The following is a 25446-nucleotide window of genomic DNA, read 5'->3' on the forward strand; positions in this document are numbered from 1 at the left end:
ACTGCACGGGAGACTGTGTGGGAGATTAGGACGTTGCCAGGTAAGTTTAAAGAGATAGTTATAACAACTATCTCTTTTTTAGTTTCTTTTTTCAGTTTATCCACAAGTTTATAAACATTATCTTATGTACTTATTTAAAAGTTTAAATCAGATTACATAACTTGTATTATTTTACATTTAATTAGAGTATAATTATAATGTATAACATAAATAAAGATTATGGGGGTAATTTATGAGTAATAATTTACAGACATCATATAAAGGTTATAAAACTAAACAATTTATAAATTCTGTATTAGGTATATTTAATGCTTTATTTACAATTTCAATTTCTGTAATTATTACATTAAATTTAACTTTTATATACAAGTTAACTATATATAAATACAATTTATCAAAAGTCAGTGGATTAACTGTGGAAGAATTAATGATTAACTATAAAAAAATAATAGTTTATTTACAAAATCCATTTATTGAAAAGTTATATTTTCCTAATTTTTCTATGAGTATTCAGGGAGAAATTCATTTTCAAGATGTAAAAAGAATATTTATCTATATTGATATATATATTTTTTTAGTCATGATATTAATGGGAGTATACTTTCTTATAAGAGATAAAATAAGGTATGATAATTATATAGAGCTGAAATATATATTAAATAGTAGTGCTAATTATATACTTGTATTTGTTACATTTTTAATGTTATGTATTTTAATTAATTTTTCAGAAATATTTATCACATTTCATAAAATATTTTTTAGAAATAATTATTGGGCGTTTGACTCTAATTTAGATCCAATAATTGATGTATTACCTGAAGAATTCTTTATGATAATGAGTGTGATTATACTGATATTTATATTAGTATATGCCTTAATTTCAAAAATATATTATTATAAAAACTGTAAATAGTTAAATATCAAGTATTAATAGTTTGACACTTATTTGTATACCCCTTAAAATTATAAGATAGTAAATAATTAGGGGGATTATATGGAAGTATTATTAATAATATGTCCACTTGTATTTTTAGCGGGAATTATTGATGCTGTAGCAGGTGGTGGAGGTATAATATCTTTGCCTGCATATATTTTTGCTGGAATACCAATTCATATTGCATATGGAACTAATAAATTTGCAAGTTGTATTGGTACTTCTGTTTCATCAATAAAATTTTTTAGAAGTGGAAACATAAAAATAAAGCCAGCATTATTATCTGCAGCAGGAGCATTAATAGGATCGTGGTTTGGGGCACAAATAGTATTATTGCTAAATGAAAAATATTTAAATTATTGTTTAATAATAATTTTACCTATTGTTTCATTATTTTTATTGTTTAATAGAAATTTTGGGATTAAGAATAAAAAAGAAATATCTAATAAAAAATTGTACATGTTATCTTTTATTATTGGGTTGTTTTTAGGTGCATATGATGGATTTTTTGGGCCAGGAACAGGAACTTTTTTAGTTATATGTTTTACAGGAATATTGGGATTTAATCTTATAACTGCATCTGGAAATGCTAAAATTGTAAATTTAGCCTCTAACTTTTCGGCATTAATAGCATATATATTAGGTGGGAAAGTTATGTTCTCTATTGGAGTACCAGCAGCTGTATGTGCAATAGTTGGTAATTATTTAGGTGCCCATTTAGCTATTAAAAATGGCGACAAAATAATAAAGCCAATAATATTTGTAGCTATTGGTTTATTATTTATAAAAGTTATACTTGATTTAATATAAAAGTTATTATGTTTTTAAACAGTGTTAAGTTTTAATATAAGAATATTAAAAATAGAATTACATAATAGAAATGTTAAACGATATTAATTATAAGTTATATTGAAAATAGAGCTTATAATTAATATCGTTTATATTTTTACAAATATATTATTTCTAAGTCATCTGGAACATATATATATCCATTAAACTCTTCTTTACCTTCATTAAGATATGATTCTTTTCTATGTGATAAATCTTTATCTTCAGTATGATACAGTATAACATTTTTTACAGCTAAGATTTTAGCATTATTACAAGCATCTTTTACAGTTGCATGATGTTTTTCATATGGTTTAAAGATTTCTTTTTGAGAATATAAACAAAATGCTTCATGAAATAAATAATCTACATTTTCACAAAAATCTCTCACCACTTCTCTATATGGTTCATCTCCTAGAAAAGTTAAAGTTTTACCATTTGATAAAAAAGTTTTGAATCCAAACTGCAATTCTTTAGTGCTATGTATATCAAAAAATATTGTTCTTCGTCCTAATATATTAACTTCAGTATTATTTTCAATTTCATTAAATATTATTTTATCATCAAATAGTTTTAAAAATTTATTTTGAAGTACATAAGAACAAATCGTTTTAATAGCCTCAATAGATTTTTTAGTACAATAAATATTAAAAATCCCATCATATTTATCATTTAACATTCCATTTGCTACTGAACGAATTACCCACACACTTCCTAGCACATGATCATTGTGATTATGAGATATAAACATATTATGTATTTGATTTATATTTATGTTTGCTTTTTCAAGATTTGACAATATGGTATTTCCACCACCTGCATCTATAAGAAAATGCTCATTATCTTTTGATAAAGTGAAACAAGTATTATAGCATTTGGTTACCATAGCAGATCCAGTACCAAGCATAGTTATAGATTCCATAAGATTTCATCCCCTTATAATTCATTATTTAAGACAATATAATTATAAAGTTTATATGTATTTATAACAATAAGGCACATGAAAATAAATAATAAGTCTAAAGTTGCAATGGATATTTGTCATCAGGCAAGAAGGTGAATTGTTCATTAAATATATTAATAAAAGAAAAAAATGTATTCCTGAAATAGTTCAAGCTACGAGGGATAAAGATAGTGTGTCCTTCCATTTAATAATAAGGGGAACTTAAATATAAAACCTCTAAGAAAGCACTGCTAGTTCACAAAACAAAAACAATAAATGTAATTATTATATTAAATATATCTTGTAAGTACTTTACAGTAATGTTTAAAAATGATATAATGGTCAAAATGAATACGGAAAACCTAAGGTAGAGGAGCTGTTTATAAATAGTACTTATTTAGAAGTTGGCAAACGTTGACTAATAAGGAAAGGTATAATGGCCGAAGAAATAAATCAAGCAAAAATTTATTTCTGGGTATGTATATAATATATGCATAACTGTCACGCAAGTGGAGAGCTACAAGGATTTACTAAGATGTTATTGTTAAATTTTAATTTAAAGAAATAATATCTTTATAAGCTTTAGCAATGAAACTCTACCCGTTATAGTATTACTATAACGGGTTTTCTTATAGCAATATTTTTAGGGGGAATAATTATGAAAATTAAAGGAATAATAATACCACTTGTAACACCATTTAAAGATAATTGTGTTGATTTTGTTTGCTATAAAAAATTGGTAGATTATTATATAGAACAAGGTGTAGATGGAATAATACCATTGGGAACTACTGGGGAAAGCTCGACAATATCATCTTTTGAGTATAATGAAATACTATCAAAAACAATGGAATATAATAATGGTAGAACAAAAGTTTATGTAGGACTTGGAGGAAATAACACATCTGAAGTAATAAAAAGATTAAAAATAGCTAAAGATAATAATGTTGATGGAATATTATCAGTAGCACCGTATTATTCTAGACCAAATCAAAGAGGAATTTATGAACATTTTAAGAGTATATCTGAATCTACAGATAGAAATATACTAATATATAATATTCCTTATAGAACTGGAGTTAATATAGAAAATGAAACTATATATAAGTTGGCAGAGCTAGAAAATATAGTTGGAATAAAAGATTGCTCGGGAAATATAAGCCAAACTTCAGAGTTATTATTAAACAGACCAAGTGATGATTTTTCAATATTAACAGGAGAAGATGCTCTTTTTTATACTACATTGGCGCTTGGCGGTGATGGTGGAATTTTAGCATCTGCAAGCTTAAACACAAAAAGTTTTATAAAAGTATATAATGATATGAAATCAAATGATTATAAAGAAGCATTAAAAACATGGAGAGAGATTTCCAAGGTTATACCATTATTATTTAATGAACCTAATCCAACTCCATTAAAATATTGTTTAAAAAACATGGGATTAATTGATTCTGATGAAGTTAGATTACCATTAATTAATATAACAGATGAACTTAAGAATAAATTAGATAATATGTTATTTTCTAAATAACTATTTATATAAGGGGCTAGGACAATTAGCAATAAGTAATAAGTAATAAGTAAAAAATATGGGGATATTTTTTAAATAAATAAAATTAAGGAGATAAAATCTCTTTAGTTTTATTTTTTTTGTTAAGTGGCATTTAATTAGAAGCTTCTTCTTTATATTCTCAAATATTTTTGACTATTCAAATATTTAGGAGTAATATAAAAGGGTTGCGTTCAATTTTAAAATAAGTTGAGTTTTTTTATTGATACGTACAATTTAATTAAAAATACTACTAAAATGTAGTTTCAAATAATATGATAGGGGGAGATATAAATAATGTTACCTAAACTACTTACAATGATAAAACAAAAGGATATTACTAAGAATCAGATAGCAAAAGATATTATATCAGGAATTATTGTTGCTATAATAGCCTTACCTTTATCAATAGCGTTAGCGATATCATCAGGAGTATCACCTGAAAAGGGACTTATTACTGCAATTTTTGCAGGCTTTGTAATTTCACTTTTGGGTGGAAGTAAAGTTCAAATCGGAGGACCAACTGGAGCTTTCGTAATTATAATTTATTCTATTATTCAACAGTACGGATTAGATGGATTAATTACAGCTACAATAATGGCAGGAATCATTCTAGTTATAATGGGATTATTAAAATTTGGAACAGTAATTAAATACATACCTCAAACAATAACTGTAGGTTTTACTAGTGGTATAGCAGTAACCTTATTATCCACTCAAATAAAAGACTTTTTTGGATTAACAATAGATAATGTTCCAGCAGAATTTATTCCAAAATGGCAAAGTTATTTTTCACATATGAATACATTAAGTACTTCAACATTATTAATAGGTATATTATGCGTACTTATTATTGCTTTATGGCCAAAAGTTAATAAAACAATACCAGGTTCATTGGTGGCGTTAATTGTATCTACTGTACTAGTAATGGCTTTTAAATTACCAGTAGAAACTATAGGTGATAGATTTAGTACATTATCATCTTCAATACCGATGCCAATGTTACCTAAATTAAGTATAAGCACAATAAATCAATTATTTGCACCAGCGATGACAATTGCTATATTAGCTGGATTAGAATCGTTATTATCAGCAGTAGTAGCTGATGGCATGATAGGAGATACTCATGATTCTAATATGGAGCTTGTTGCACAAGGTATAGGTAATATTGTATCAGGATTATTTGGTGGAATACCAGCAACAGGAGCTATAGCAAGAACAGCAGCAAATGTTAAAAATGGAGGAAGAAGTCCAATTTCAGGTATTGTACATGCTGTAACATTACTAGCTATTATGCTAATTTTAATGCCAATTGCTAAATTAATACCTATGACATCTCTTGCAGCAATATTAGCTGTTGTATCTTATAATATGAGTGAATGGAGAACATTTAAGTCATTATTAAAAGCACCTAAGAGTGATGTTATTGTATTAGTTATAACGTTCTTCTTCACTATAGTGTTTGACTTAGTAGTAGCTATTGGATTTGGAATGCTTATGGCTATGTTCTTATTTATGAAGAGAGTATCTGAAACAACTGCTATTAGAGATTTAGTAGATGAAGAGGTATTTGATGAAGAAGTTTTAGATATGTTAAAAGAAGCTGATGGAAAGATACTTGTTTATCAAGTTGATGGACCATTGTTCTTTGGAATTGTACAAGATTTCTTAATTAAAGTTAATGCTGTTAAATCAACGGCAGAAGTTCTTATATTAGATATGAGACATAGTTATGCAATAGATGCTTCAGCAATAGAGGCATTAGGTAAACTACTTAAACATTGCAGAAAAAATAAAATAAAACTTTTAATAACACATGTTCAAGAACAACCAAGAAATGTTTTAGGAAATATGGGAATTTCAGATGCAATTGGTGAAGAAAATATATACAACACTAAAAGAGAAGCTATAACTGTAGCAAGTGGATATATAAAAAATATATCTAGTTTTGTAAGTTAAATTTTTAAAATAGATCTATATTATACATAATTAGATTAAATGAGATTTAAAAAGTAAAGTATAACATAATGATATACTAAAATAGCAATCTTTAATTTCAACAAATATATTAGATTATAGTATATAAAAACCGTCATAGAAAATAATTATAAAATTATTATCTATGACGGTTTTTAATTTAAATGATTATTTTGTATATATTGAAATATATTTTGATATACATAGTAATCAAAATATAAAAGACATTAGTTCATTTAAAGTCAATTGTAAGTATCTAGTATTGTTATTACTTCATTCAAATGTAAAAGGCATTAGCTTACTTAGAACAGACTATCCATTGCAATCAAATGAAGTAATCTAAAAATATAAAAGACATTAGCTAATTTACAGATAATTAATGAAATGTATTGATATATTAAACAAGATAATATTGGAATTAAATTTTTAGAATTACTAAGTTCAAATACTTAACCCACTTACTTACGAATATAAGAATAACTTTATAAAAGATAGATTATTAGCTAAAATATTTATTCTTAAATTGAAGAGGAGAAATGCGATGTTCTTTTTTAAATAAATTATTATAGTAGTTTTGATTATTAAAACCTACAGTTAGAGATATATCTAGTAATGACATTTCTGTATTAAGCAATAACTCTTCACTTTCTTTTATTCTTAAAGAATTTATATATTGTGTACAAGTTTTACCGATTTCTTTTTTAAATAAACTACAAAAATAGCTTTTATTTATATTTACATGAGAGACTATGTCATCTAAAGTAATATTTTTTTTATAGTTTTCATGTATATATTCTAAGGCTCTTTTTATATGAAAACTATATATTTTATTTATTATATACTCATGTTTATAGATATGCTTATTATTATCAAAATTATATAGTAACTGTATGAGATGAGGTATACAGTGTAATGGTCTATAGATAAACTTTGAATTCTCAATTTTTTCTTTATTAAAAGGTCCTAAAATAAAAAAGAAATTATCATCATTAAATAAATATGGACAAATAGCAAAATTCAAATCAATATATTCTACTATCTGAAAATTGTTTTTTAGATTTTGTTTTTCATATATTAAATTTATTATATGTTTACATATAAAATCTTCATTAGAATCTTCAACATTACCTTTTGATAAAATGATTTTTCCAATAGAATCTACAACTTTTATTGGCATCGATGTACATAAATAAAAGTTTTCAATGATAAACAATAAGTTTTTTTCTTTAGTTTCCAAATGATCCTCCTTTATTATACAAATATAGTTTAAAAAAAATATATATACTTTAAGACATGAACTAAATAAAAATGTATACTAATTGAGAATGATTATTAATTTTAAAAAGATAACCATATTTAAAATTAAAACATTAAAAATATAAATTATACAAAAGAAAACATTAAATTATAAAAATATAATTTAATTATATTACATATGGAGGAAAAATGAAAAAAATATACTTGTTAATATTGTTGGTAATACTGTCAATAGCTTCATTATTTATTGGAGTAAGTGACATATCATTATCAGATATTATTAGTTTAGATAGTGAAAAAATAAACCTTATGTTAATTGGTAGATTACCAAGGCTTATAAGTATAATCTTTGCTGGAATTGGAATGAGTATAAGTGGACTTATAATGCAGCAGATAAGTAGGAATAAATTTGTTTCACCTACAACTGCTGGAACAATAGATTTTGCTAAATTAGGAATATTAGTATGTATGCTTATATTTCCACAGGCAACTATGATGAATAAAATGCTTTTATCATTTACATTTTCAATACTTGGAACACTTTTATTTATGCAAATACAAAAGAAAATAAAGATTAAAAATATAGTTTTTATACCTCTTATAGGTATGATGCTTGGAAAAATAGTTGGTTCAATAACTATGTTTTTCTCTTATAGGTATGATCTTGTTCAAAATATAAATTCATGGATGGAAGGCGATTTCTCATTAATCATGAAAGGGAAATATGAACTATTATATATAAGTATACCTCTTGTAATAATAGCAGCTATATATGCTAATAAGTTTACTATCGCTGGAATGGGAGAGGACTTTTGTACAAATTTAGGAATAAAGTATAATCGTGTTGTTAATTTAGGACTGGTAATAGTGGCCTTAATCTCATCAGTGGTAGTTATAACAATAGGAGCAATACCATTCTTAGGTATTATAGTGCCTAATATAGTGACTATGTATTATGGAGATAATTTAAAAAATGTATTAGGATTTACAGCCTTAATAGGACCTATCTTTTTATTAATATGTGATATTTTAGGAAGACTGATTATCTATCCATATGAAATATCAATAAGCTTAACAGTAGGGGTAATAGGTAGTATAGCATTCCTTTACTTAATATTTAGGAGGTCTGGTTATGAGGCATAATAAGAAATTATTAATACTTAGTTTTTCAGCAATAATACTTTGTGTATTGTTTGTAGTAATAGGATTAAATTCAAATAATCTTTCATATGCACTGTCAAGAAGGATTCCTAAAGTTATAGCAATAGTTTTAACAGGAGCATCTATAGCATTTTCTTCTGTGATATTTCAAACTATAAGTCAGAATCATATATTAACACCTAGTGTTATTGGACTTGATTCATTATATATGTTAATTCAAACAATAATAGTGTTTTTATTTGGATCTAGCAATTTATTTTTGACTGATAAAAAATTGAACTTCTTCTTATCACTTATAACAATGCTCTGTTTTACAGGAATTTTGTATAAGTTCTTATTTAAGAAGGGAAGTAAAAATATATTCTTTTTACTTCTTGTAGGGCTTGTATTTGGAACATTATTTGAGAGTTTAACATCTTTTATGCAGGTAGTTATTGATCCTAATGAGTTTCAAACTTTACAAAATAAAATGTTTGCAAGTTTTAATAATGTAAATACAAATGTACTTTTTATATCTCTTATAATAGTAATTCTTGTATTTGCATATGTTTATGAACATTTAGATACTTTAGATGTAATGCTATTAGGAAGAGAACATTCTATTAATTTAGGTGTAGATTACGATAATATTGTAAAAAAGATGCTTATTTGTGTAGCAATACTTGTATCAGTAGCTACAGCATTAGTTGGGCCAATAACATTTTTAGGACTTTTAGTAGTAAATATAGCGAGGCAGATGTTACCTACTTATAAGCATAAACACTTATTTAGTGCATCAATTCTTATAAGTATAGTTGCTTTAATTGGAGGACAATTAATAGTTGAGAGATATATGAATTTTGGAACAACAGTAAGTGTAATTATAAATTTTGTTGGAGGAATTTATTTCATATACCTTTTACTAAAGGAGAGAAGTGTATGATAACAGTAAAAAATATAACTAAAAAATATGGTGAAAAAAAAGTAGTAGATAATGTCTCTTTAGATTTACATGAAAATCAGATAATATCATTTATTGGGCCTAATGGAGCAGGTAAGAGTACATTACTATCAATGATAAGTAGACTTGCTAAAAAAGACAGTGGCGATGTCGTAATTGATGCTAAAGAATTATCTACATGGCAAGATAAAGATTTATCAAAAACAATATCTATATTGAAACAAAACAATAATATAAACATAAGAATTACAGTTAGAGAGCTAGTTACATTTGGAAGATTTCCTTATTGTGGTGGAAATTTAACGAGTGAAGATAAAGCTTTTGTTGATGAAGCTATTAATTATATGGAACTTACTGATTTGCAAGATAGATATTTAGATGAATTAAGTGGAGGACAAAGGCAAAGAGCTTATATAGCTATGGTTATAGCTCAAGATACTAAATATATACTTTTAGATGAACCACTTAATAATTTAGATATGAAACATTCAGTTGAGATTATGAAAATTTTAAAGAGATTAGTCAATGAAAAGAGTAAAACTGTCATAATAGTTATTCATGATATAAACTTTGCATCATGTTACTCTGACTATATAGTGGCTTTAAAAGATGGAAAAGTAGTTAATCAAGGAAAAACAAGTGAAATAATAAATAAGGAGATTTTAGAAAGCATATATGAAATGAATTTTAATGTTACAAATATAGATAATAGACCAATATGTGTGTATTTTTAATCTACGTTTTAAGGCACTAGACAGGCTATTAAAGTGATCCATATTAATTAACGTATATTCTTTGATAATAATAGATTAAAGATCATTGCAGAGCTGTCTGAAGAGTATAAAGTGTATATCTAATTGAATAGAATCTATTTTTTAGTCACTAAGTAGACTATTAGACGCAAACTAGTATTAATTACTATTAGATTATCATTAAAGAATAGAATATTAATTATGGAGTCGTATAGCTTAGATATTAAATTTAGGAGGAAAAATAAGTAAAAACAATAATAAATGAAAAATATAGGAGGAAAAAATGAAAAATATAAGTAAAAAAACAATAATAATAGTGGTAGCAATAATAGTAGGACTTTTTGGAATAGTAGAAGCTACTAAGTTTGCAGGAAAAGGTAGTAATGATAATAATGAGAAAATAACAATTACACATAAATTAGGTGAAACTGAAGTAACTAAAAATCCAAAAAGAGTAGTAGTATTTGATTATGGTGTACTAGATTCTTTAGATGCATTAGGAATTAATGTGGTAGGAGTACCTAAAGATGGAATACCTTCTTATTTAGACAAATATAGTTCTGATCAGTATATAAGTGTTGGTGGAATAAAAGAGCCAAATTTTGAAAAAGTACATGAAGCAAAGCCTGATTTAATTATAATATCAGGTAGACAAGAAGAAAGTTATGATGAATTTAGTAAGATAGCTCCAACAATATACTTAGGAATAGAAAATGAAAGTTATATGGAGTCATTTACTAACAATATGAATACTTTAGGTCAAATATTTGATAAAGAAGGTGAAATTAATAAAAAACTTCAAGGAATAAATTCTAAAATTGCAGAATTAAATAAAAAGACAAGTGAAAGTCAAAAGAATGGATTAATAATATTAGCTAATGATGGAAGCTTTAGTGTATATGGTAAAGAATCAAGGTTTGGAATAATTCATCAAAACTTTGGTGTTGCGCCAGTAGATAGTGATATTGAATCATCTACTCATGGACAAAAGGCTTCATTTGAATATCTTGTTGAAAAGAATCCAGATTATCTTTTCGTAGTAGATAGAAGTGCAGTAACTGGAGGACAAATATCTGCTAAAGCCCTTTTAGATAATGAATTAGTAAAAAGTACGAATGCATACAAAAATAATAATATAGTATATTTAGATGCTAATGTATGGTATATAGCAACTGGTGGAATAAATACAACATTAACAATGATAGAAGAAATTGAACAAGCATTTAAGTAAATATTTATAGAATTTTCAATGTAAATTAAAAATCATGTGTAGAATAATGTCTACATATGATTTTTTTCTTTTAATAAGATAATAGAATAGGCATAGTTATAAAGAACTTTTTTGTTATCAAAAAATGTAGAGAATAATTTAAATCATAATTTTAGTATTCCACAAGGAAATTTTAAATATAACTGGAAAGTTAAATTCCAGTTATATTTAAAATCAAATACTTAATTTACATAAATTATTTGATATTTTTAATTGATTTGATAGATTTTGTGTTTATTCAAAAGTTTTTATTAAATCAACTAAACTTTGCTTTATATCATCAATTTTATTAAAATCAATTGTATTAATATATATCTTTTCTAAATCATCATGATAAGATTTAGCTTTTGCAAGATATAGGGTAGCTTTTGAAATTTCTTCTTTATATTTTGATTGAATAACAGATAAGTTATTAGCATATTTTTCATCAGTACCTGGAGTTATTAGTTCTGTATACATATCTATTACAAAATCATTTTCTTTAGTTGGAAAATATTCATGTGGAGCAGTTGAATCAAAGATGCATACGTCTAATTCTCTCATTATAACCATATCTAGGCTATCTGGATCAAATCCACAATGATATACTTCAGCATCAATTCCTCTTAACTTACATTCTTTTACTAATTTTTTTAATAGTGTAGATTTTCCAGACCCAGGTCTTCCTTTTACAAAATATCTATTAGAAACGTTCTCAGTTAAGTTTTCAACAAAATTAACGGGGCCTTTAGGTGTAGATCCACCTAAAAATCTATCTTTTATTACAGCAGTTTTGTTGAATTTAGTATTTCCTATAAGTTTTTTTATAACATCTGCTGTTAGTTCATTTGCTTTTTTAAAATCCATATTTTCAATGTATATTTTTTCCCAATCATCATGTATTACAAGGGCTTTTTCAAATAGTTTATAAGCATTATTATAACAAGATGAAATATGCTTTTTAATTTTTAGTATATCTTTTGTATGTTCTTTTAATTTATTAGTATCCCAAGCAACGCCTAAGTTAACATACTCTTCAATAGCACCAGGAGCAGTAGGTTCTATAACATGAGGAGCAGTTCCATCAACTATTGCTACTTTAATTTTTGGTATTATTACTCCATCAAGAGAATCATTATCAGAAGAACAGTGAATGAATTCTATATCATAACCTTTATTGCACCATTCATCTCCAATAGATTTTATAAGTGTAGATTTTCCACAGCCAGGTCCACCTTTTAGAATATATATTTTATCTAAGTTATCTAAATTAGATGAAAATAAGTTACAAAACCCTTTTGAAGTATTAGCAGAAGCAAAATAATTTAAAATTTTTCCAGCCAAGTTCATCAACTCCTAAATAAAAATAATTTTAACACTAAATATTATATGACTAGAATTTTTATATGTGTAAATTTGATAAAATATACATTAATTAAGTATTAAGATTTTTGTATGTCATTTAAAACAGAATCAAATTTTTGAATTTAATAAAAGTATAAAAAAACATATAAAGCACATAATATTCTTGTAACAAATTATAGGGAGTGAAGAATATGAATAAAAATCCAAGTATAAAATGTTCAGTTGCATCATGCAAATATCATAATGAGTCACAAAATTATTGTACGTTAGATCAAATTAATGTAGGTACACATGAATCACATCCAAAACAAGTAGAATGTACAGATTGTGAATCTTTTCAACTAAGATAATTTAGTTTATAATTAACCCAAGTAGTGAAAGAGATTTAAAGAAAATTTTTCTTTAAATCTCTTTTTCTATTATAATTAAATTTAGTACGGTGATTTTAAAATTTAATTTAAATAAAGGCTGTGTTTTAGCTGAGTATTAAAGGGATAAGTAAAGCTGGACTGAACAATTGAACTTAAGAATATGGAGGAAACTTTATGGAATATAATTGGGAGAGGTCGTTACCTTTTTTTTATATAGATTTAGATATAGCTAATAAGCTTTTTAAGAAAACTTTATTAAATGAAGAGGTAGAGAGTATAGATCCTATTAACGAAGGGTGTAGAAGCAGTAATTATGTATTAGAAACTAATAATAGAAATAAATATATACTTAAAATATTCCCTGAGTGTGATTGCTATTATGAAAGGGAAAATAATTTATTAAATCTACTTAAAAATGATATTTTAGTACAAAGAGTTTATTTAATATCTAGTAGTAATATTATAAAAAATAAGATTTTTGGTATTTATGAATATATAGAGGGGGTTAATTTAGGTAAGGCAATTAGAGGTGGATCTAAAATTGATAAAAATTTAATAGAAGAATTAGCTATGACATTAGCAAAGATACATAAATTTAAATATAAAGAATGTGGAAAACTAGATAAAAACTTAAATATAATCCACAAGTTATCCCCGCTATATACATGGTATGAAGAAAATATGGGGATAAATTTTAAAAATAGATTAGGTGATAATATAGTTAAGAAAATAAATTATATAGTAAATTATAATAAAGAAATGTTATTAGAATTAGATAAAAATATATCTTTAATTCATGGCGATTTTCAAGGAACTAATATACTTGTAAAAGATAATAAAATATCTGCAATAATAGATTGGGAATTTTCTATGGCAGGAAATCCATTGATAGATATAGGTGAATTATTTAGATATGAGGAGTATTTTGATAATGATTTAATTAAAATATTTGAAAAACAGTATAATAAATATTCAGATGATAAATTAATTGATGAATGGTATAAAATATCTAAGCTAGTTGATTTAATTAGTTTAATTAAATTAATTAATACTAAAGATGATATGCCTAATAAACATAAAGAAATAAAGAAACTTATAATAAATACATTAGAACTGTTTTAATAGAGTGTTGATATTATAGTATAAAGCTTGTGGACGAAATGTAAAAAGGAAACTCGACTTCTGATAGTCGCTGAGTAAGTTCGAGGAGCGAAATATAAAATTCCGACTCTCACTTAAGAATACTAAAAATAAAAAATCATAATAAAGATGTTTTTTAGGAATACTAACTTTATTAAAGATTCTTAGTAGAACCATACGTATAGGAGAGAATAATAAAATGGAAGAGAAAAAGATATTTTTAGAGATAGAGAATCATTTACTTAATGATGAAAAACCATCTTTATTTTTAAATGAAGCATTGCATAAAGGTAGTTTTGATAAATATCCACTATCAATGATTAAAGATTTAAAAGAAGTACCTCAAAATCCAAAGTATCATCCAGAAGGGAATGTATTTATACATACAATGATGGTAGTTGATGAAGGTGCTAAAAGACGTGAAATAAGTAATGATAACAGAATATTTATGTGGGCTTTATTATTACATGATATAGGAAAAAAGCCTACTACTAAAATGAGAAAAGGAAGATTGACTTCATATGATCATGATAAAGTTGGAGCAGAAATGGCAGAAGAATTTTTAAATTATTTTAATGAGAGTCAGGAATTTATAACATATGTTAGAAAATTAATAAGATGGCATATGCAGAGTTTATTTGTTATTAAAAATACCAAATTTCAAGATGTTGAAGGCATTCTAAAAGATGTCAGTGTAGATGATATAGCATTAGTATCATTATGCGATAGATTAGGTAGAGGTGGATTAGATAATTCATTAAGAGAACAAACCTTAAATGATATAGAATTTTTTAAGAAGACATTGAATAGCAAGAAATAAAATTTAACATTTAAAATTATTTTTAATAATATGAATTAGAGTAATTATTAAGGAGTATATAGATGTTTAGAATGTTTCCATTTAAATTTGGGGGAACTATAAATATAGGAAATTTGGGAAATATGATAGGATCTTTTTTTGATGATATAGACTTATCAGGTTTAATAAATGAATTAGATCAAGAATATGAAGAAGAATATTCTCAAGAATCAGAAGATTTACAAAATGAAGATGTAGCTGAATTTATAAAATTAGAAGAATATAATGATATGTATATATTGACTATTGAGTTGAATGGAGTAGATTTAAGACAAACCAGTATACAATATAATCCTGGAAAGTTATCAATAAATTTAAATAAGATGGAAAAAGTATCACAACATATAGGGATGCTTTCATCAAATTATATGGTAAAGAAAAATTATAAAAAAGAATTTGATAAGATAGAATCTATAGACGAAAGTAAAATTATAAAAATATTAGAAAATGGAGTACTTAAAATATCTATGCCTAAAAAATATGCATTAAATGAAGACTCTAAAATAATAGATGTTAAAAGCTATATAGAAAATTAAAATTAGGGAAGATTAAATCTTCCCTAATTTTATAAAAGTTCTAAATATTATTTTCTTTTATTAGCTACTTCAACATTAACTTTTTTTCTATTTATTTTACCGCCGATACATTTCTCTAATACTTTAGAAGAAACATCTTCATCTATAGTCACAAATGAGAAATTATCCATAAGATCTATTTTACCAATAGCAGCAGGTCTTACTCTACTTTGATCTTTTATGTAGTTTATTAAGATTTTTGGAGTTAAGCCATCTTTCTTTCCAACAGAGAAGAATAAACGTACATCATTTTTTGAAGCACTAGGTGCATCTAATGTATCAGTATTATATTCAAAACTGCTTTCATTTTCGAATTTTATTTTCATTAAAGATGCTATTATAGAAATTGGATCATAAGCTTCATTTAATTCTATAGCACTTGGAACAAATGTGCTAAAATCACCACTATCAATAGTTTCTTTAATTTCATTAACTATATTAGTGAATTTTCTACTATGTATTTCATTAGCTGTTGGAACTGATTTTTCTGTTATTGTACTTTTAGTTACTCTTTGAATTTGTTTAAGCATACCTAATTCTTTTGGAGTTACTAAAGAATATGCAGTACCAGTTCTATTTGCTCTACCAGTTCTTCCTATTCTATGAACATATGATTCTACATCTTGTGGTAAATCATAATTTATTACATGTGTAATACCGTCAACGTCAATACCTCTAGCAGCTACATCAGTTGCGATTAATAAGTTTAATGAACCATCTTTAAATTTCTTTAAAGTAGTTAATCTATGAACTTGAGACATATCTCCATGCATACCCTCAACTACATATCCTTTACCTTGAAGTTCTTCAACTAATTCGTCAACACCTCTCTTAGTTCGACAGAATATTATAGCAGAAGAAGGATTATCTAAATCTAATAATCTACAAAGTGCTTCAAGTCTATGTTTATTGTTAATCATAAAATAGTTTTGTTCTATTTTAGATACTGTAAGTGAACTTCTCTTTATTGCTACGTGCTTAGCATCTGCTTTCATGTAATTCTTAGCTAATTTTGCTATTGGAGCAGGCATAGTAGCAGAGAATAATAAAGTTTGTCTTTCAGCAGGAGTATTACTTATTATAGTTTCAATATCTTCGATGAATCCCATATTAAGCATTTCGTCAGCTTCATCTAATACTAGGAAATCTACTGTATTTAATTTAAGTATTTTTCTGTTTATAAGGTCTAACACTCTTCCAGGAGTTCCAACAACAATATCAATGTTATCTCTTCTTAAGGCTTTGATTTGTCTATCGATAGACTCTCCACCATAAACAGGTAATACATTTGCTTTTTCATATTTTGAAAGCTTTTTAAGTTCATCATTTACTTGTACAGCAAGCTCTCTTGTAGGAGCTAAAATAAGTGCTTTAATTCCGTTCGTGTCATTTAATCTGCTAAGTATAGGACAACCATACGCAGCAGTTTTTCCTGTACCAGTTTGTGCTTGACCAATTAAGTCAAAACCTTCTAGTGTTACAGGTATACTTTCTTCTTGTATTTGAGAAGGGGTATTAAATCCTAAATCCTCTATTGCTTTTACAATTGTGTCTTTAAGACCTAAAGAATAAAATTTGTTATCGTTCATTAAATATCCTCGTTTCTTTTATCTAAAATTGGTTACTTTATATTACTTAATTTACATAAGTCAAATAAAATAAGTTTAACAGAGTAGTTTATATAATGTCAAATCTAAAAAATTTACAAATTTTGAAATTTATAAATCTTGAAATTGCTAATTATCTTTATATTTACTACATACTATTGATCTAACTTTATTTGGAAGTTCATCTTGTTCTTCCTTTGTTAAATCTTTTGTATAAATTGGTGCATGTACTACAAGCTCTACATTTGCAGGCTTTATTCTATTAGTTTGCTCTAATAATTTGTAAGTTCCATTAATAGTAAGAGGAACTATAACGCATTTTGATTTTAAAGCTAATTTAAAACTACCAGCTTTAAAGTCACTAATTTCTTTTCCTTTACTTCTAGTACCTTCTGGAAATATAACCATAGAATAGCCAGTTTTAAGTATGCTAATTCCTTGAACTATTGCTTCAGCAGACTTCCTTAAGTTTTTTCTATCCATGAAAACGCAATTTATGTATTTCATCCATGTACTAATAAATGGAACAGTTTCTAATTCTTTTTTTGCGATAAAGCCTTTTGGGACATCAATAGAACTCAGTAATAATGGAATATCAAAATTACTTTGATGATTAGATACAAATAATATAGTCTCATCTTTAGGTATATTTTCTAATCCTACCACATTAATTCTTGCACCACAAGCTTTCATTACAAATCTTGCCCACTTAGAAGTAACTTTATGAATAAATTCTTTTTTTTCTTCTAAATTCCCCTTATTTTCTAAGGATTTAATTTTAAATTTATTCATAGATACAAATAATAAACTAAAAATTATGGCTATAGAAAATGTTATTGTTCTTATCATGTTTACACATCCTTAATTTTAATTACTACATAAATATAGTATATTATAAAAATGCATTATTTAAAAGATAGCAGCAAATACTTAAAGGATAAGCACACAAATTTAATTCTAGCCCTAAAATAATAATTTTAAAACCAATAATAAGATATATTTAAAATTATTTTAATATAAAATTAAAGGAAAATAATATAAAAAAGGATATAATTATTATAGTAGATAAAATATTGTTAATTATTTAAAAAAATTACGATAAATAAAATGAAGATAAATAAAGCAGAGGAGGATCAAATGGATACAGATGCACTAGAGAAAAACAATGATCTTATAGGCCTTAGTGATAAAGAAGTAACTGAAAGAATTGCTGAAGGAAAAGTTAATTATATTCCGAAAGCTCCATCAAGAACATTATGGCAAATAATTAGAGCTAATTTATTCACTAGTTTTAATACTATAAATTTAATATTAGCAATAGTAGTTATAATAGCTGGATCACCTAAAAATTCAATATTTGCAGGAGTTATATTAGTTAATACTTTAATTGGTATAGCACAAGAACTTAGAGCTAAAAAAACATTAGAAAAATTATCTGTTATAAATGAAGCTTATGCTAATGTTCTAAGAAATGGAGAGGTAAAAAAAATACCTTTAGAAAAAATTGTTTTAGATGATATATTGTATTTGGATACAGGAGCGCAAATACTAGCAGATTGTGAAGTTATTTCATCAGTAGAACTAGAGGTTGACGAATCTATGTTAACTGGAGAATCTGATTCTATTATAAAATATAGTGATGATAAATTATTTTCTGGAAGTTTTGTTGTAGCTGGAGAAGCGTATGCTAAAGTAACTAATGTTGGAAAAGAAACATATGCATCTAGACTTGCAGAAGAGGCTAAGAAATTTAAATTAATAAATTCAGAATTACAAAATGCTATAAATAAAATATTTAGAGTAATAATATGGATAATAATTCCGTTATCAATTTTACTTACAGTAACTCAACTTATGATAAACAATGTAACATGGCAACAAGCATCAATTGGAACTGTAGCTGGAATTATAGGTATGATTCCAGAAGGATTGGTTCTTTTAACAAGTGCTACATTCATAGTTGCAATAGTTAAACTAGCCAAATATGATACACTAGTTCAAGAATTATGTTCAACAGAAGTTTTAGCAAGAGTTGATGTATTATGTTTAGATAAAACAGGAACATTAACAGAAGGAAATTTAAAATTAGTTGACATAAAAAATATTAGTGATATTAAATCAGGAGAAATAGATACAGTATTAGCAGCACTTACATACAATTTACCTAGTAATAATGCAACTCAAAAAGCCATCTTAGAAATATATAAAGATTTTAATAATGATTTAAAATGCACAAATAAGATAGTATTTTCCTCTAAAAGAAAGTGGGGCGGTGCTACCTTTGAAAATTTAGGTACGTGGGTAATAGGAGCACCAGAAATTATATTAAATAAAGAATATAGTAGCATTAAATCATTAGTAGATGAAGAAGCAGCAAAAGGAAGAAGAGTATTACTTTTAGCTAAGGTTAAAAACAATAAACTTAATTATAAATTAAGTGGAGAGATTGAAGCTGTAGCTTTAATATTAATAGAAGACATAATCAGAGAACAAGCACCGGCTGTATTAGATTATTTTAATAAACAAGATGTAGAAGTAAAAATAATATCAGGTGATAATCCACTGACAGTTTCAACTGTTGCTAAAAAAGCAGGAGTAAATGGATGGGAAAATTCAATAGATGCTAGAAATCTTCCGGAAAATGAAGAAAAATTTAATGAAATGATTAAAAATAACACTGTTTTTGGAAGAGTAACGCCTCATCAAAAGAAGAGAATAGTTAAATCACTTCAAAATTCAGGTCATACAGTTGCTATGACTGGTGATGGAGTAAATGATGTACTTGCGTTAAAAGAATCAGATTGTGGAATAGCTATGGCAAATGGATCAGATGCAACTAAAGCAGTGGCACAGTTAGTATTGTTAAAATCAGATTTTTCAGCGTTACCTAAGGTTGTTGAAGAAGGAAGAAAACAAATAAATAATTTAGAAAGAGTTGCTGAACTATTTTTATCAAAAACAGTATACTCTATAATATTAGCTTTAGTTTTTTCATTGTTATTTTTACCATTTCCAGTTTTACCAATACAAATGTCATTAGTGGGAAGTTGTGCAATTGGTATTCCAGCATTTTTCTTGGCGTTACTTCCTAACGAAGGTGGAGTAAAGAAAGGGTTTTTACATAGAATTTTAACTGTGAGTATTCCCAATGGTATATTCTTAGCATTGTTTACAACATTAACATTTATAAGTTCATTTTATATAGGAGCTTCCATAGAGTACAGTAGAACTTTAGCATTACTTATGTTTTCAGGTGTTAGTATGATTATTTTACTTAAAGTATCAAGACCTTTAACAACATTTAAATTTTGTTTAGTAGTTTTGATGTTTGGAATAGTTATACTTGCGTTTATTACTCCAATAGGAAGAATTATTTTCACATTAGAAAAATTAAAATTAAGACATTGGATAATATCTTTAGTAGTAATAATATTATCAGCTCCATTAATTACTAAAATAGTAGACTTAGTAAGGAAGAAAGTTAATAAGGTATTTAAATTCGAATATTAGTTATTGGGAAGTGAGAGATTAATGTTTAAAAATGATTATATGAAAGAGATGGAAAATAGCTTAGATTTAATAAAAGAAGAAGTAAATAAAAATTTAATAAATGAGGAAATAACAAAGGCTAAAATTGCAGTAAATAATCAGCTTAGAAATTTAGTAGGATTAGATATTAATGCTATTGATACCTTATCATTTAATAGTGTTAGGGAAATAATTAGTAAAGATGCTTCTTATAATTTAGGAAAATATATTGCACTGGGAGAATTATTACAATTACAAGGAAAGATTTGCTTAAAAGACAACGATGAATCAATGATGTTAAATTATTATTTAAAATCACTACAAGCTTTTTATGAAATATATGATGAAGAAGAGATTAATAGTGATAAGTATATTAAAGATATAGAATGTTTAATAAATGATTTAAGAGAATATGATGTTCCATTAGAAAGTGATATGCAAATCTTTAAGTTTTACGAATTAATGAATAAGTTAGATAAAGCAGAAGATATGTTGTTTTATATTATAGATAAAAGTAATAATGATAAAAATAATATAGAAATGGGATTAGAATTCTATAATAAATTAAAACAAAAGCCAGAAGAAGAATTAATTAAAGGAAACTTACCATTAGAAGAAGTAGAAGATAGCTATTTAGAACTTAGTAAAAAACTTAAATAATATGTTGAATATTTTAATATAAAGCTCACTGAGCTAAGGAATTTACTTTAAGAATACTAGAATAAAGCTTAGTCTAATTAATGCGTGTTCCCAATGAAACATTGTACTGTGTGAAAGTTCATGTTACCAAATATAAAATTTGGACATTTACTTTTGACAAGCAATTAATTCAAATTTTAAAAGGAAACTCGACTTCGCTGAGTAAGTTCGAAAATCCAAATGTAAAATTTGGTTTCTCACTTAAGGATTCTAAAAAGTAAATTCCAATGTCAGATTCGCCTTTATATTAAAATACCAACATTAATATAAAGTAATGTTTTTAGTAATTTAACTTGGTTGGAATGCGAAAATGAGTATAGTCCCATTTTAGCTTGCTCCCAATATAAAATTGAGACAAGCAGTAAATGTGAGAATATTAAAAGGAAACTCGACTTCGCTGAGTAAGTTCGAAAAGCTAAATATAAAATGCACTGTGTGAAAGTTCGTGTAGCCAAATGTAAAATTTGGACACTTACTTTTAGATTCTCACTTAAGTATTCTCAAAGTCCAATTACAATGCCAACTTTACATATTGCATATCTCAACATATATTAACAATAGCTTGATTAATGTGTTTTTTAAATTAAATTTTGTAATAGGTGAAAGTTTGTTTAGCTAAATATAAAATTTGGGTACTTATTTTTGGTTTCTCATTTAAGGATTCTAAAAAGTAAATTCCAATGTCAGATTCGCCTTTATATTAAAATACCAACATTAATAAAAGATGATATTTTAAATGAACTTTGTGGAGATGGATTGTATAAATAGCATTACTTGACAATGGATAATAACTATAATAAAATTTAATATATAATTTCATAATTCAAGTCCTCATAGTTAAATGGATAGAACAGTCCCCTCCTAAGGGACAGATGTAGGTTCGATTCCTACTGGGGATACCATGATTATATAGAAAATGCCTTAACCACAATGGTTGAGGCATTTGTTATATTCAATATTGTACTATAAATTGTACTAAATTTTTTATTCAGCTTTTTGGTACTATATTGTACTAGGACTATATTTAAAAATATTATCTAATAAGCTAGCAGTATTATTTTTCATATCTTCCATTATGTGAGTATATGTATTCAATGTAGTCGCTATATCTTTATGACCAAGTCTGTCAGATACAACCTGTATATTTTCACCATTAAATATTAATATAGTACTAAATAGATATGTATTAAGAAAATTAATTGCATATTAAAAATATTATTGAGTGTTTAATAAATTTTTAATATAAGTAAACAACATTATTAATTTAGAAGTATTAAGCAATATTATATACTGGAATTTTAATATATAGATGCCTATGAATAAGAAATTAAGTCGAATATGAATAGTGAAATTAATATTTTATATTGAGTTATATTACATATTTAATAAATTGTGGAAATGGTATACAATTATGTTATTAGGTAAATTAGGGGGATTAATAGTAATGAAAAAGTTAAAATTAATAAAAGTAATATCCAGTTTATTAATAGCAGCGTCAGTATTGGCATTTGCTCCAATAGGAGCAAGTGCAGCATGGAAACAAGATTCTAATGGATGGTGGTATACAGAGGATAATTCATATGCTAAGGGATGGGATGTAATAGATGGAAAGTGGTATTATTTCGAATCATCTGGTTATATGGCTCATGACACAACAATTGATGGATATAAATTAGGTTCTGATGGTGCATTGTCAGCCAATAGGATACCAGTATCAACAATTACTCAGTGGACAACATCAACGAATGCAGAGTCAACATCATCAATAAATACATCAAAAGATGAAATGGTTGAGGTTACTGTTGAAAATGCTAAGGAACTTGTTAATGCCATAGGTTCCAACAAGAGGATTATATTAAAACCAGGAGTATATAATTTATCAAATATTAAACAAGTTAATAATATTGATAATTCAGTAATATGGAAAAATGTATATGATGGAAAAGAATTAAACATTCAAAATATTCATGATTTGACAATTGAGGGAATGGGACCAGGACAGGTAGAAATAAACATAGATTCTCGTTATGCTGAAATAATGAACTTTAATAATGTTAGTAATGTTACTATAAAAAACATTATTGCAGGACACACACCAGAACCATATCATTGTAATGCAGGGGTACTTAGCTTCCACAATAGTACTGATATTTCAATAATGAATTCAGAACTATATGGATGTGGCAGTGTAGGATTAAGTTTAGGCAATGTAAAAGGGCTAAACGCATCAAAATGTATAATAGATCATTGTTCTTTTGAAGCACTAAGGATTAATGGTTGTGAAGATATCAAATTTACAGAAAATAAAATAATTGATCATGAAGCTTACGGCAATATAATAGATATATCAGGATCAAAGGATATTATATTTGAAAAATGTGAATTATCAGGTAATAATAACTTTGAATATGGTTTCATTGGAGTATCAGGTGCAGACTTACCATATCATGAAGGCTCAAATGTCTTACTAGATAAATGTATAATAAAAAATAATTCAAGATCATCAGATACAGATTTTAATGTTGGTAAGACATGCTTCTTTAGTTGTGGAAAGAGCAGCAAAATAACAGTAAAGGATTCAGAGGTAAGCGGTAATAAGTGTGATTATTTAAAAGATAGCAGTGAAAGTGTGAAATTTGAAAATTGCACTTTTAATAATAATGTTTGGCGATAGTATGATTATAGGAAATATGAAGGAGAAATAATAAGATGAAGAGGTTAATGTTAAGAAAAGTAATAATAAGTTTATTATTAGTGGTATCAGTATTGGCGTTAAATCCAATTAGTGCTGATGCAGCTTGGAAGCAAGATAGTAAAGGTTGGAAGTATGGTATAGGTGTATATGAAGAAAGTGGTTGGCAGTTAATAGATTGTGATTGGTATTATTTTTATACAGGATATGATAAATATTCTAATGAAAGTATGCGTGGGTATATGGCTCATGATACAATTATAGACGGTTATCGTATGGGACATGACGGTAAATGGGTTGATAATCCTATATTTGGTGTAAAAGATTTAAATTTTAGAGAGATACTTAAAGCAAAAGTAGGTAGAGAATATGGCGATTTCTTAAAAGAAGAATTCAAAGGTGTAACTAATTTAACATTTGTAAATGCAAATGTTAGTACGTTAAAAGGAATAGAAAATCTTAAAGATCTTAATGTAATTGTAATAAGAGATGACGAATTATATGACATAGAGGATATAAGTAAGCTGACTAATCTTAGAGTGTGTTCTATACAATCTGCTAAGCTTACAGATATGAATAAGCTTATAGATATTTTAAAGAAGCTTCCTAATTTAAAAACAGTTTCTTTAAAGGGAAATAATTTTACTGCAAAAGAGAAACAATCTTTGGTTAAAGTATTGCCAAAAAATTGTTATAATATAAATTTCTATTATTAACAATAAGGCTAAGCAATTAGTATAATAAAAAATAGATATAAAAGGTTTTAAATTTTATTTTAAAACAAATGAAAAGAATGCCCCATCTAATCCTAAAAGATAAGCATTCTTTTCCTTAACCGTTAAAAATCTAATAGCCCTAAAACTAAAAAACGTTCTAGGAGAGTGCCATGTTACCAGCATGGCACTTTTTTATATATTTATTATATCACAATTCAAATAAACATAAAATATGACTAAAAAGCTTCATGTAAAGTACTTATCTTAATGTATTATTAGACTATACTCATTTTGCCATTGCTAA

At 26.1% G+C, this 25446-nt stretch carries 21 protein-coding genes, 1 tRNA gene, 1 pseudogene and 1 riboswitch; of the genes and pseudogenes, 17 read left to right on the forward strand and 6 right to left on the reverse strand.

Annotated features, from left to right (window positions below; genetic code table 11):
• Nucleotides 1-232 precede the first annotated feature (232 nt).
• A complete protein-coding gene (locus RGC78_RS08530) occupies nt 233-913 on the forward strand; it encodes a TIGR01906 family membrane protein (protein WP_309556465.1) in 681 nt (226 codons plus the stop codon).
• 81 nt (nt 914-994) lie between these two features.
• Entirely contained in the window at nt 995-1744 is a 750-nt protein-coding gene (locus RGC78_RS08535; RefSeq protein ID WP_252216201.1) for a sulfite exporter TauE/SafE family protein, read from the forward strand.
• Between the two features lie 136 nt (nt 1745-1880).
• Here RGC78_RS08535 and RGC78_RS08540 read toward each other — a convergent pair whose 3' ends face one another.
• Nucleotides 1881-2684 (reverse strand): MBL fold metallo-hydrolase, encoded by an 804-nt coding sequence (locus RGC78_RS08540; protein WP_252216196.1) that lies wholly within the window; start codon nt 2682-2684, stop codon nt 1881-1883.
• Nucleotides 2685-3065: 381 nt separating this feature from the next.
• Nucleotides 3066-3233: riboswitch (Lysine riboswitch) on the forward strand.
• A 130-nt stretch (nt 3234-3363) separates the two neighbouring features.
• On the opposite strand from RGC78_RS08540, the gene dapA reads away from it, so the two are divergent.
• Together dapA and RGC78_RS08550 are read left to right on the forward strand one after the other, a co-directional pair.
• Complete coding sequence (gene dapA / locus RGC78_RS08545; protein ID WP_252216190.1) at nt 3364-4236, forward strand: 4-hydroxy-tetrahydrodipicolinate synthase; 873 nt, start codon at nt 3364-3366, stop codon at nt 4234-4236.
• A gap of 315 nt (nt 4237-4551) precedes the next feature.
• Nucleotides 4552-6213: a SulP family inorganic anion transporter gene (locus RGC78_RS08550; RefSeq protein WP_252216187.1), complete on the forward strand. Its 1662-nt coding sequence runs from the start codon at nt 4552-4554 to the stop codon at nt 6211-6213.
• A gap of 517 nt (nt 6214-6730) precedes the next feature.
• Here the strand turns inward: RGC78_RS08550 and RGC78_RS08555 are convergent.
• The gene (locus tag RGC78_RS08555) at nt 6731-7468 is read right to left on the reverse strand and encodes a helix-turn-helix transcriptional regulator (protein ID WP_309556467.1); all 738 of its coding nucleotides are present in this window, start codon (nt 7466-7468) and stop codon (nt 6731-6733) included.
• A gap of 209 nt (nt 7469-7677) precedes the next feature.
• On the opposite strand from RGC78_RS08555, the gene RGC78_RS08560 reads away from it, so the two are divergent.
• From RGC78_RS08560 to RGC78_RS08575, 4 genes are all read left to right on the forward strand, one after another.
• Entirely contained in the window at nt 7678-8631 is a 954-nt protein-coding gene (locus RGC78_RS08560) for an ABC transporter permease (RefSeq protein WP_252216179.1), read from the forward strand.
• A complete protein-coding gene (locus RGC78_RS08565) occupies nt 8621-9571 on the forward strand; it encodes an iron chelate uptake ABC transporter family permease subunit (RefSeq protein WP_252216177.1) in 951 nt (316 codons plus the stop codon). Before RGC78_RS08560 ends, RGC78_RS08565 begins: the two co-directional genes overlap by 11 nt.
• Entirely contained in the window at nt 9568-10323 is a 756-nt protein-coding gene (locus tag RGC78_RS08570; protein WP_252216175.1) for an iron ABC transporter ATP-binding protein, read from the forward strand. Before RGC78_RS08565 ends, RGC78_RS08570 begins: the two co-directional genes overlap by 4 nt.
• A 301-nt stretch (nt 10324-10624) precedes the next feature.
• Nucleotides 10625-11572, forward strand: a complete 948-nt coding sequence (locus tag RGC78_RS08575) for a siderophore ABC transporter substrate-binding protein (protein ID WP_252216172.1) — start codon at nt 10625-10627, stop codon at nt 11570-11572.
• A 273-nt stretch (nt 11573-11845) separates the two neighbouring features.
• Here RGC78_RS08575 and RGC78_RS08580 read toward each other — a convergent pair whose 3' ends face one another.
• The gene (locus RGC78_RS08580) at nt 11846-12934 is read right to left on the reverse strand and encodes a PRK06851 family protein (protein ID WP_309556469.1); all 1089 of its coding nucleotides are present in this window, start codon (nt 12932-12934) and stop codon (nt 11846-11848) included.
• A gap of 212 nt (nt 12935-13146) precedes the next feature.
• Between RGC78_RS08580 and RGC78_RS08585 the strand changes: the two genes are divergently transcribed.
• From RGC78_RS08585 to RGC78_RS08600, 4 genes are all read left to right on the forward strand, one after another.
• The gene (locus RGC78_RS08585; protein WP_252216166.1) at nt 13147-13305 is read left to right on the forward strand and encodes a DUF1540 domain-containing protein; all 159 of its coding nucleotides are present in this window, start codon (nt 13147-13149) and stop codon (nt 13303-13305) included.
• Nucleotides 13306-13500: 195 nt separating this feature from the next.
• The gene (locus RGC78_RS08590) at nt 13501-14448 is read left to right on the forward strand and encodes a phosphotransferase family protein (RefSeq protein WP_252226183.1); all 948 of its coding nucleotides are present in this window, start codon (nt 13501-13503) and stop codon (nt 14446-14448) included.
• Between the two features lie 217 nt (nt 14449-14665).
• Nucleotides 14666-15286 (forward strand): HDIG domain-containing metalloprotein, encoded by a 621-nt coding sequence (locus RGC78_RS08595; RefSeq protein WP_252216161.1) that lies wholly within the window; start codon nt 14666-14668, stop codon nt 15284-15286.
• 62 nt (nt 15287-15348) lie between these two features.
• Nucleotides 15349-15861, forward strand: a complete 513-nt coding sequence (locus RGC78_RS08600; RefSeq protein ID WP_309556472.1) for an Hsp20/alpha crystallin family protein — start codon at nt 15349-15351, stop codon at nt 15859-15861.
• 47 nt (nt 15862-15908) lie between these two features.
• Here the strand turns inward: RGC78_RS08600 and RGC78_RS08605 are convergent, their stop codons facing one another.
• The gene (locus RGC78_RS08605) at nt 15909-17489 is read right to left on the reverse strand and encodes a DEAD/DEAH box helicase (protein WP_252216154.1); all 1581 of its coding nucleotides are present in this window, start codon (nt 17487-17489) and stop codon (nt 15909-15911) included.
• Between the two features lie 147 nt (nt 17490-17636).
• Nucleotides 17637-18356 (reverse strand): lysophospholipid acyltransferase family protein, encoded by a 720-nt coding sequence (locus RGC78_RS08610; protein ID WP_309556474.1) that lies wholly within the window; start codon nt 18354-18356, stop codon nt 17637-17639.
• Nucleotides 18357-18644: 288 nt separating this feature from the next.
• Between RGC78_RS08610 and RGC78_RS08615 the strand changes: the two genes are divergently transcribed.
• The 3 genes from RGC78_RS08615 (at nt 18645) to RGC78_RS08625 (ending at nt 22636) form a co-directional block, all read left to right on the forward strand.
• A complete protein-coding gene (locus RGC78_RS08615; RefSeq protein ID WP_252216148.1) occupies nt 18645-21017 on the forward strand; it encodes an HAD-IC family P-type ATPase in 2373 nt (790 codons plus the stop codon).
• Between the two features lie 21 nt (nt 21018-21038).
• On the forward strand, nt 21039-21695 hold the full coding sequence (locus RGC78_RS08620; RefSeq protein ID WP_252226180.1) for a DUF6483 family protein: 657 nt from the start codon (nt 21039-21041) through the stop codon (nt 21693-21695).
• 866 nt (nt 21696-22561) lie between these two features.
• Nucleotides 22562-22636, forward strand: a tRNA-Arg gene (locus RGC78_RS08625).
• A 100-nt stretch (nt 22637-22736) separates the two neighbouring features.
• Here the strand turns inward: RGC78_RS08625 and RGC78_RS08630 are convergent.
• Nucleotides 22737-22907: pseudogene (locus RGC78_RS08630) on the reverse strand (site-specific integrase); the annotation flags it as partial.
• 271 nt (nt 22908-23178) lie between these two features.
• Between RGC78_RS08630 and RGC78_RS08635 the strand changes: the two are divergent.
• Both RGC78_RS08635 and RGC78_RS08640 read left to right on the forward strand, forming a co-directional pair.
• The gene (locus RGC78_RS08635) at nt 23179-24408 is read left to right on the forward strand and encodes a right-handed parallel beta-helix repeat-containing protein (RefSeq protein WP_252226178.1); all 1230 of its coding nucleotides are present in this window, start codon (nt 23179-23181) and stop codon (nt 24406-24408) included.
• Nucleotides 24409-24443: 35 nt separating this feature from the next.
• Nucleotides 24444-25142: a leucine-rich repeat domain-containing protein gene (locus RGC78_RS08640; protein ID WP_252226176.1), complete on the forward strand. Its 699-nt coding sequence runs from the start codon at nt 24444-24446 to the stop codon at nt 25140-25142.
• Nucleotides 25143-25446: the final 304 nt, after the last annotated feature.

It is taken from the genome of Clostridium aquiflavi (assembly GCF_031344075.1).
Taxonomy (GTDB): domain Bacteria; phylum Bacillota; class Clostridia; order Clostridiales; family Clostridiaceae; genus Clostridium; species Clostridium aquiflavi.

Bases quoted from the DNA above. Each gene is read 5' to 3' on its own strand.
- RGC78_RS08615 (WP_252216148.1), top strand. From the start codon at position 18,645: ATGGATACAGATGCACTAGAGAAAAACAATGATCTTATAGGCCTTAGT.
- RGC78_RS08600 (WP_309556472.1), top strand. From the start codon at position 15,349: ATGTTTAGAATGTTTCCATTTAAATTTGGGGGAACTATAAATATAGGA.
- RGC78_RS08570 (WP_252216175.1), top strand. From the start codon at position 9,568: ATGATAACAGTAAAAAATATAACTAAAAAATATGGTGAAAAAAAAGTA.
- RGC78_RS08620 (WP_252226180.1), top strand. From the start codon at position 21,039: ATGTTTAAAAATGATTATATGAAAGAGATGGAAAATAGCTTAGATTTA.
- RGC78_RS08595 (WP_252216161.1), top strand. From the start codon at position 14,666: ATGGAAGAGAAAAAGATATTTTTAGAGATAGAGAATCATTTACTTAAT.
- RGC78_RS08585 (WP_252216166.1), top strand. From the start codon at position 13,147: ATGAATAAAAATCCAAGTATAAAATGTTCAGTTGCATCATGCAAATAT.
- RGC78_RS08575 (WP_252216172.1), top strand. From the start codon at position 10,625: ATGAAAAATATAAGTAAAAAAACAATAATAATAGTGGTAGCAATAATA.
- RGC78_RS08635 (WP_252226178.1), top strand. From the start codon at position 23,179: ATGAAAAAGTTAAAATTAATAAAAGTAATATCCAGTTTATTAATAGCA.
- RGC78_RS08610 (WP_309556474.1), bottom strand. From the start codon at position 18,356: ATGATAAGAACAATAACATTTTCTATAGCCATAATTTTTAGTTTATTA.
- RGC78_RS08540 (WP_252216196.1), bottom strand. From the start codon at position 2,684: ATGGAATCTATAACTATGCTTGGTACTGGATCTGCTATGGTAACCAAA.
- RGC78_RS08640 (WP_252226176.1), top strand. From the start codon at position 24,444: ATGAAGAGGTTAATGTTAAGAAAAGTAATAATAAGTTTATTATTAGTG.
- RGC78_RS08565 (WP_252216177.1), top strand. From the start codon at position 8,621: ATGAGGCATAATAAGAAATTATTAATACTTAGTTTTTCAGCAATAATA.
- RGC78_RS08590 (WP_252226183.1), top strand. From the start codon at position 13,501: ATGGAATATAATTGGGAGAGGTCGTTACCTTTTTTTTATATAGATTTA.
- RGC78_RS08530 (WP_309556465.1), top strand. From the start codon at position 233: ATGAGTAATAATTTACAGACATCATATAAAGGTTATAAAACTAAACAA.
- dapA (WP_252216190.1), top strand. From the start codon at position 3,364: ATGAAAATTAAAGGAATAATAATACCACTTGTAACACCATTTAAAGAT.
- RGC78_RS08605 (WP_252216154.1), bottom strand. From the start codon at position 17,489: ATGAACGATAACAAATTTTATTCTTTAGGTCTTAAAGACACAATTGTA.
- RGC78_RS08535 (WP_252216201.1), top strand. From the start codon at position 995: ATGGAAGTATTATTAATAATATGTCCACTTGTATTTTTAGCGGGAATT.
- RGC78_RS08550 (WP_252216187.1), top strand. From the start codon at position 4,552: ATGTTACCTAAACTACTTACAATGATAAAACAAAAGGATATTACTAAG.
- RGC78_RS08560 (WP_252216179.1), top strand. From the start codon at position 7,678: ATGAAAAAAATATACTTGTTAATATTGTTGGTAATACTGTCAATAGCT.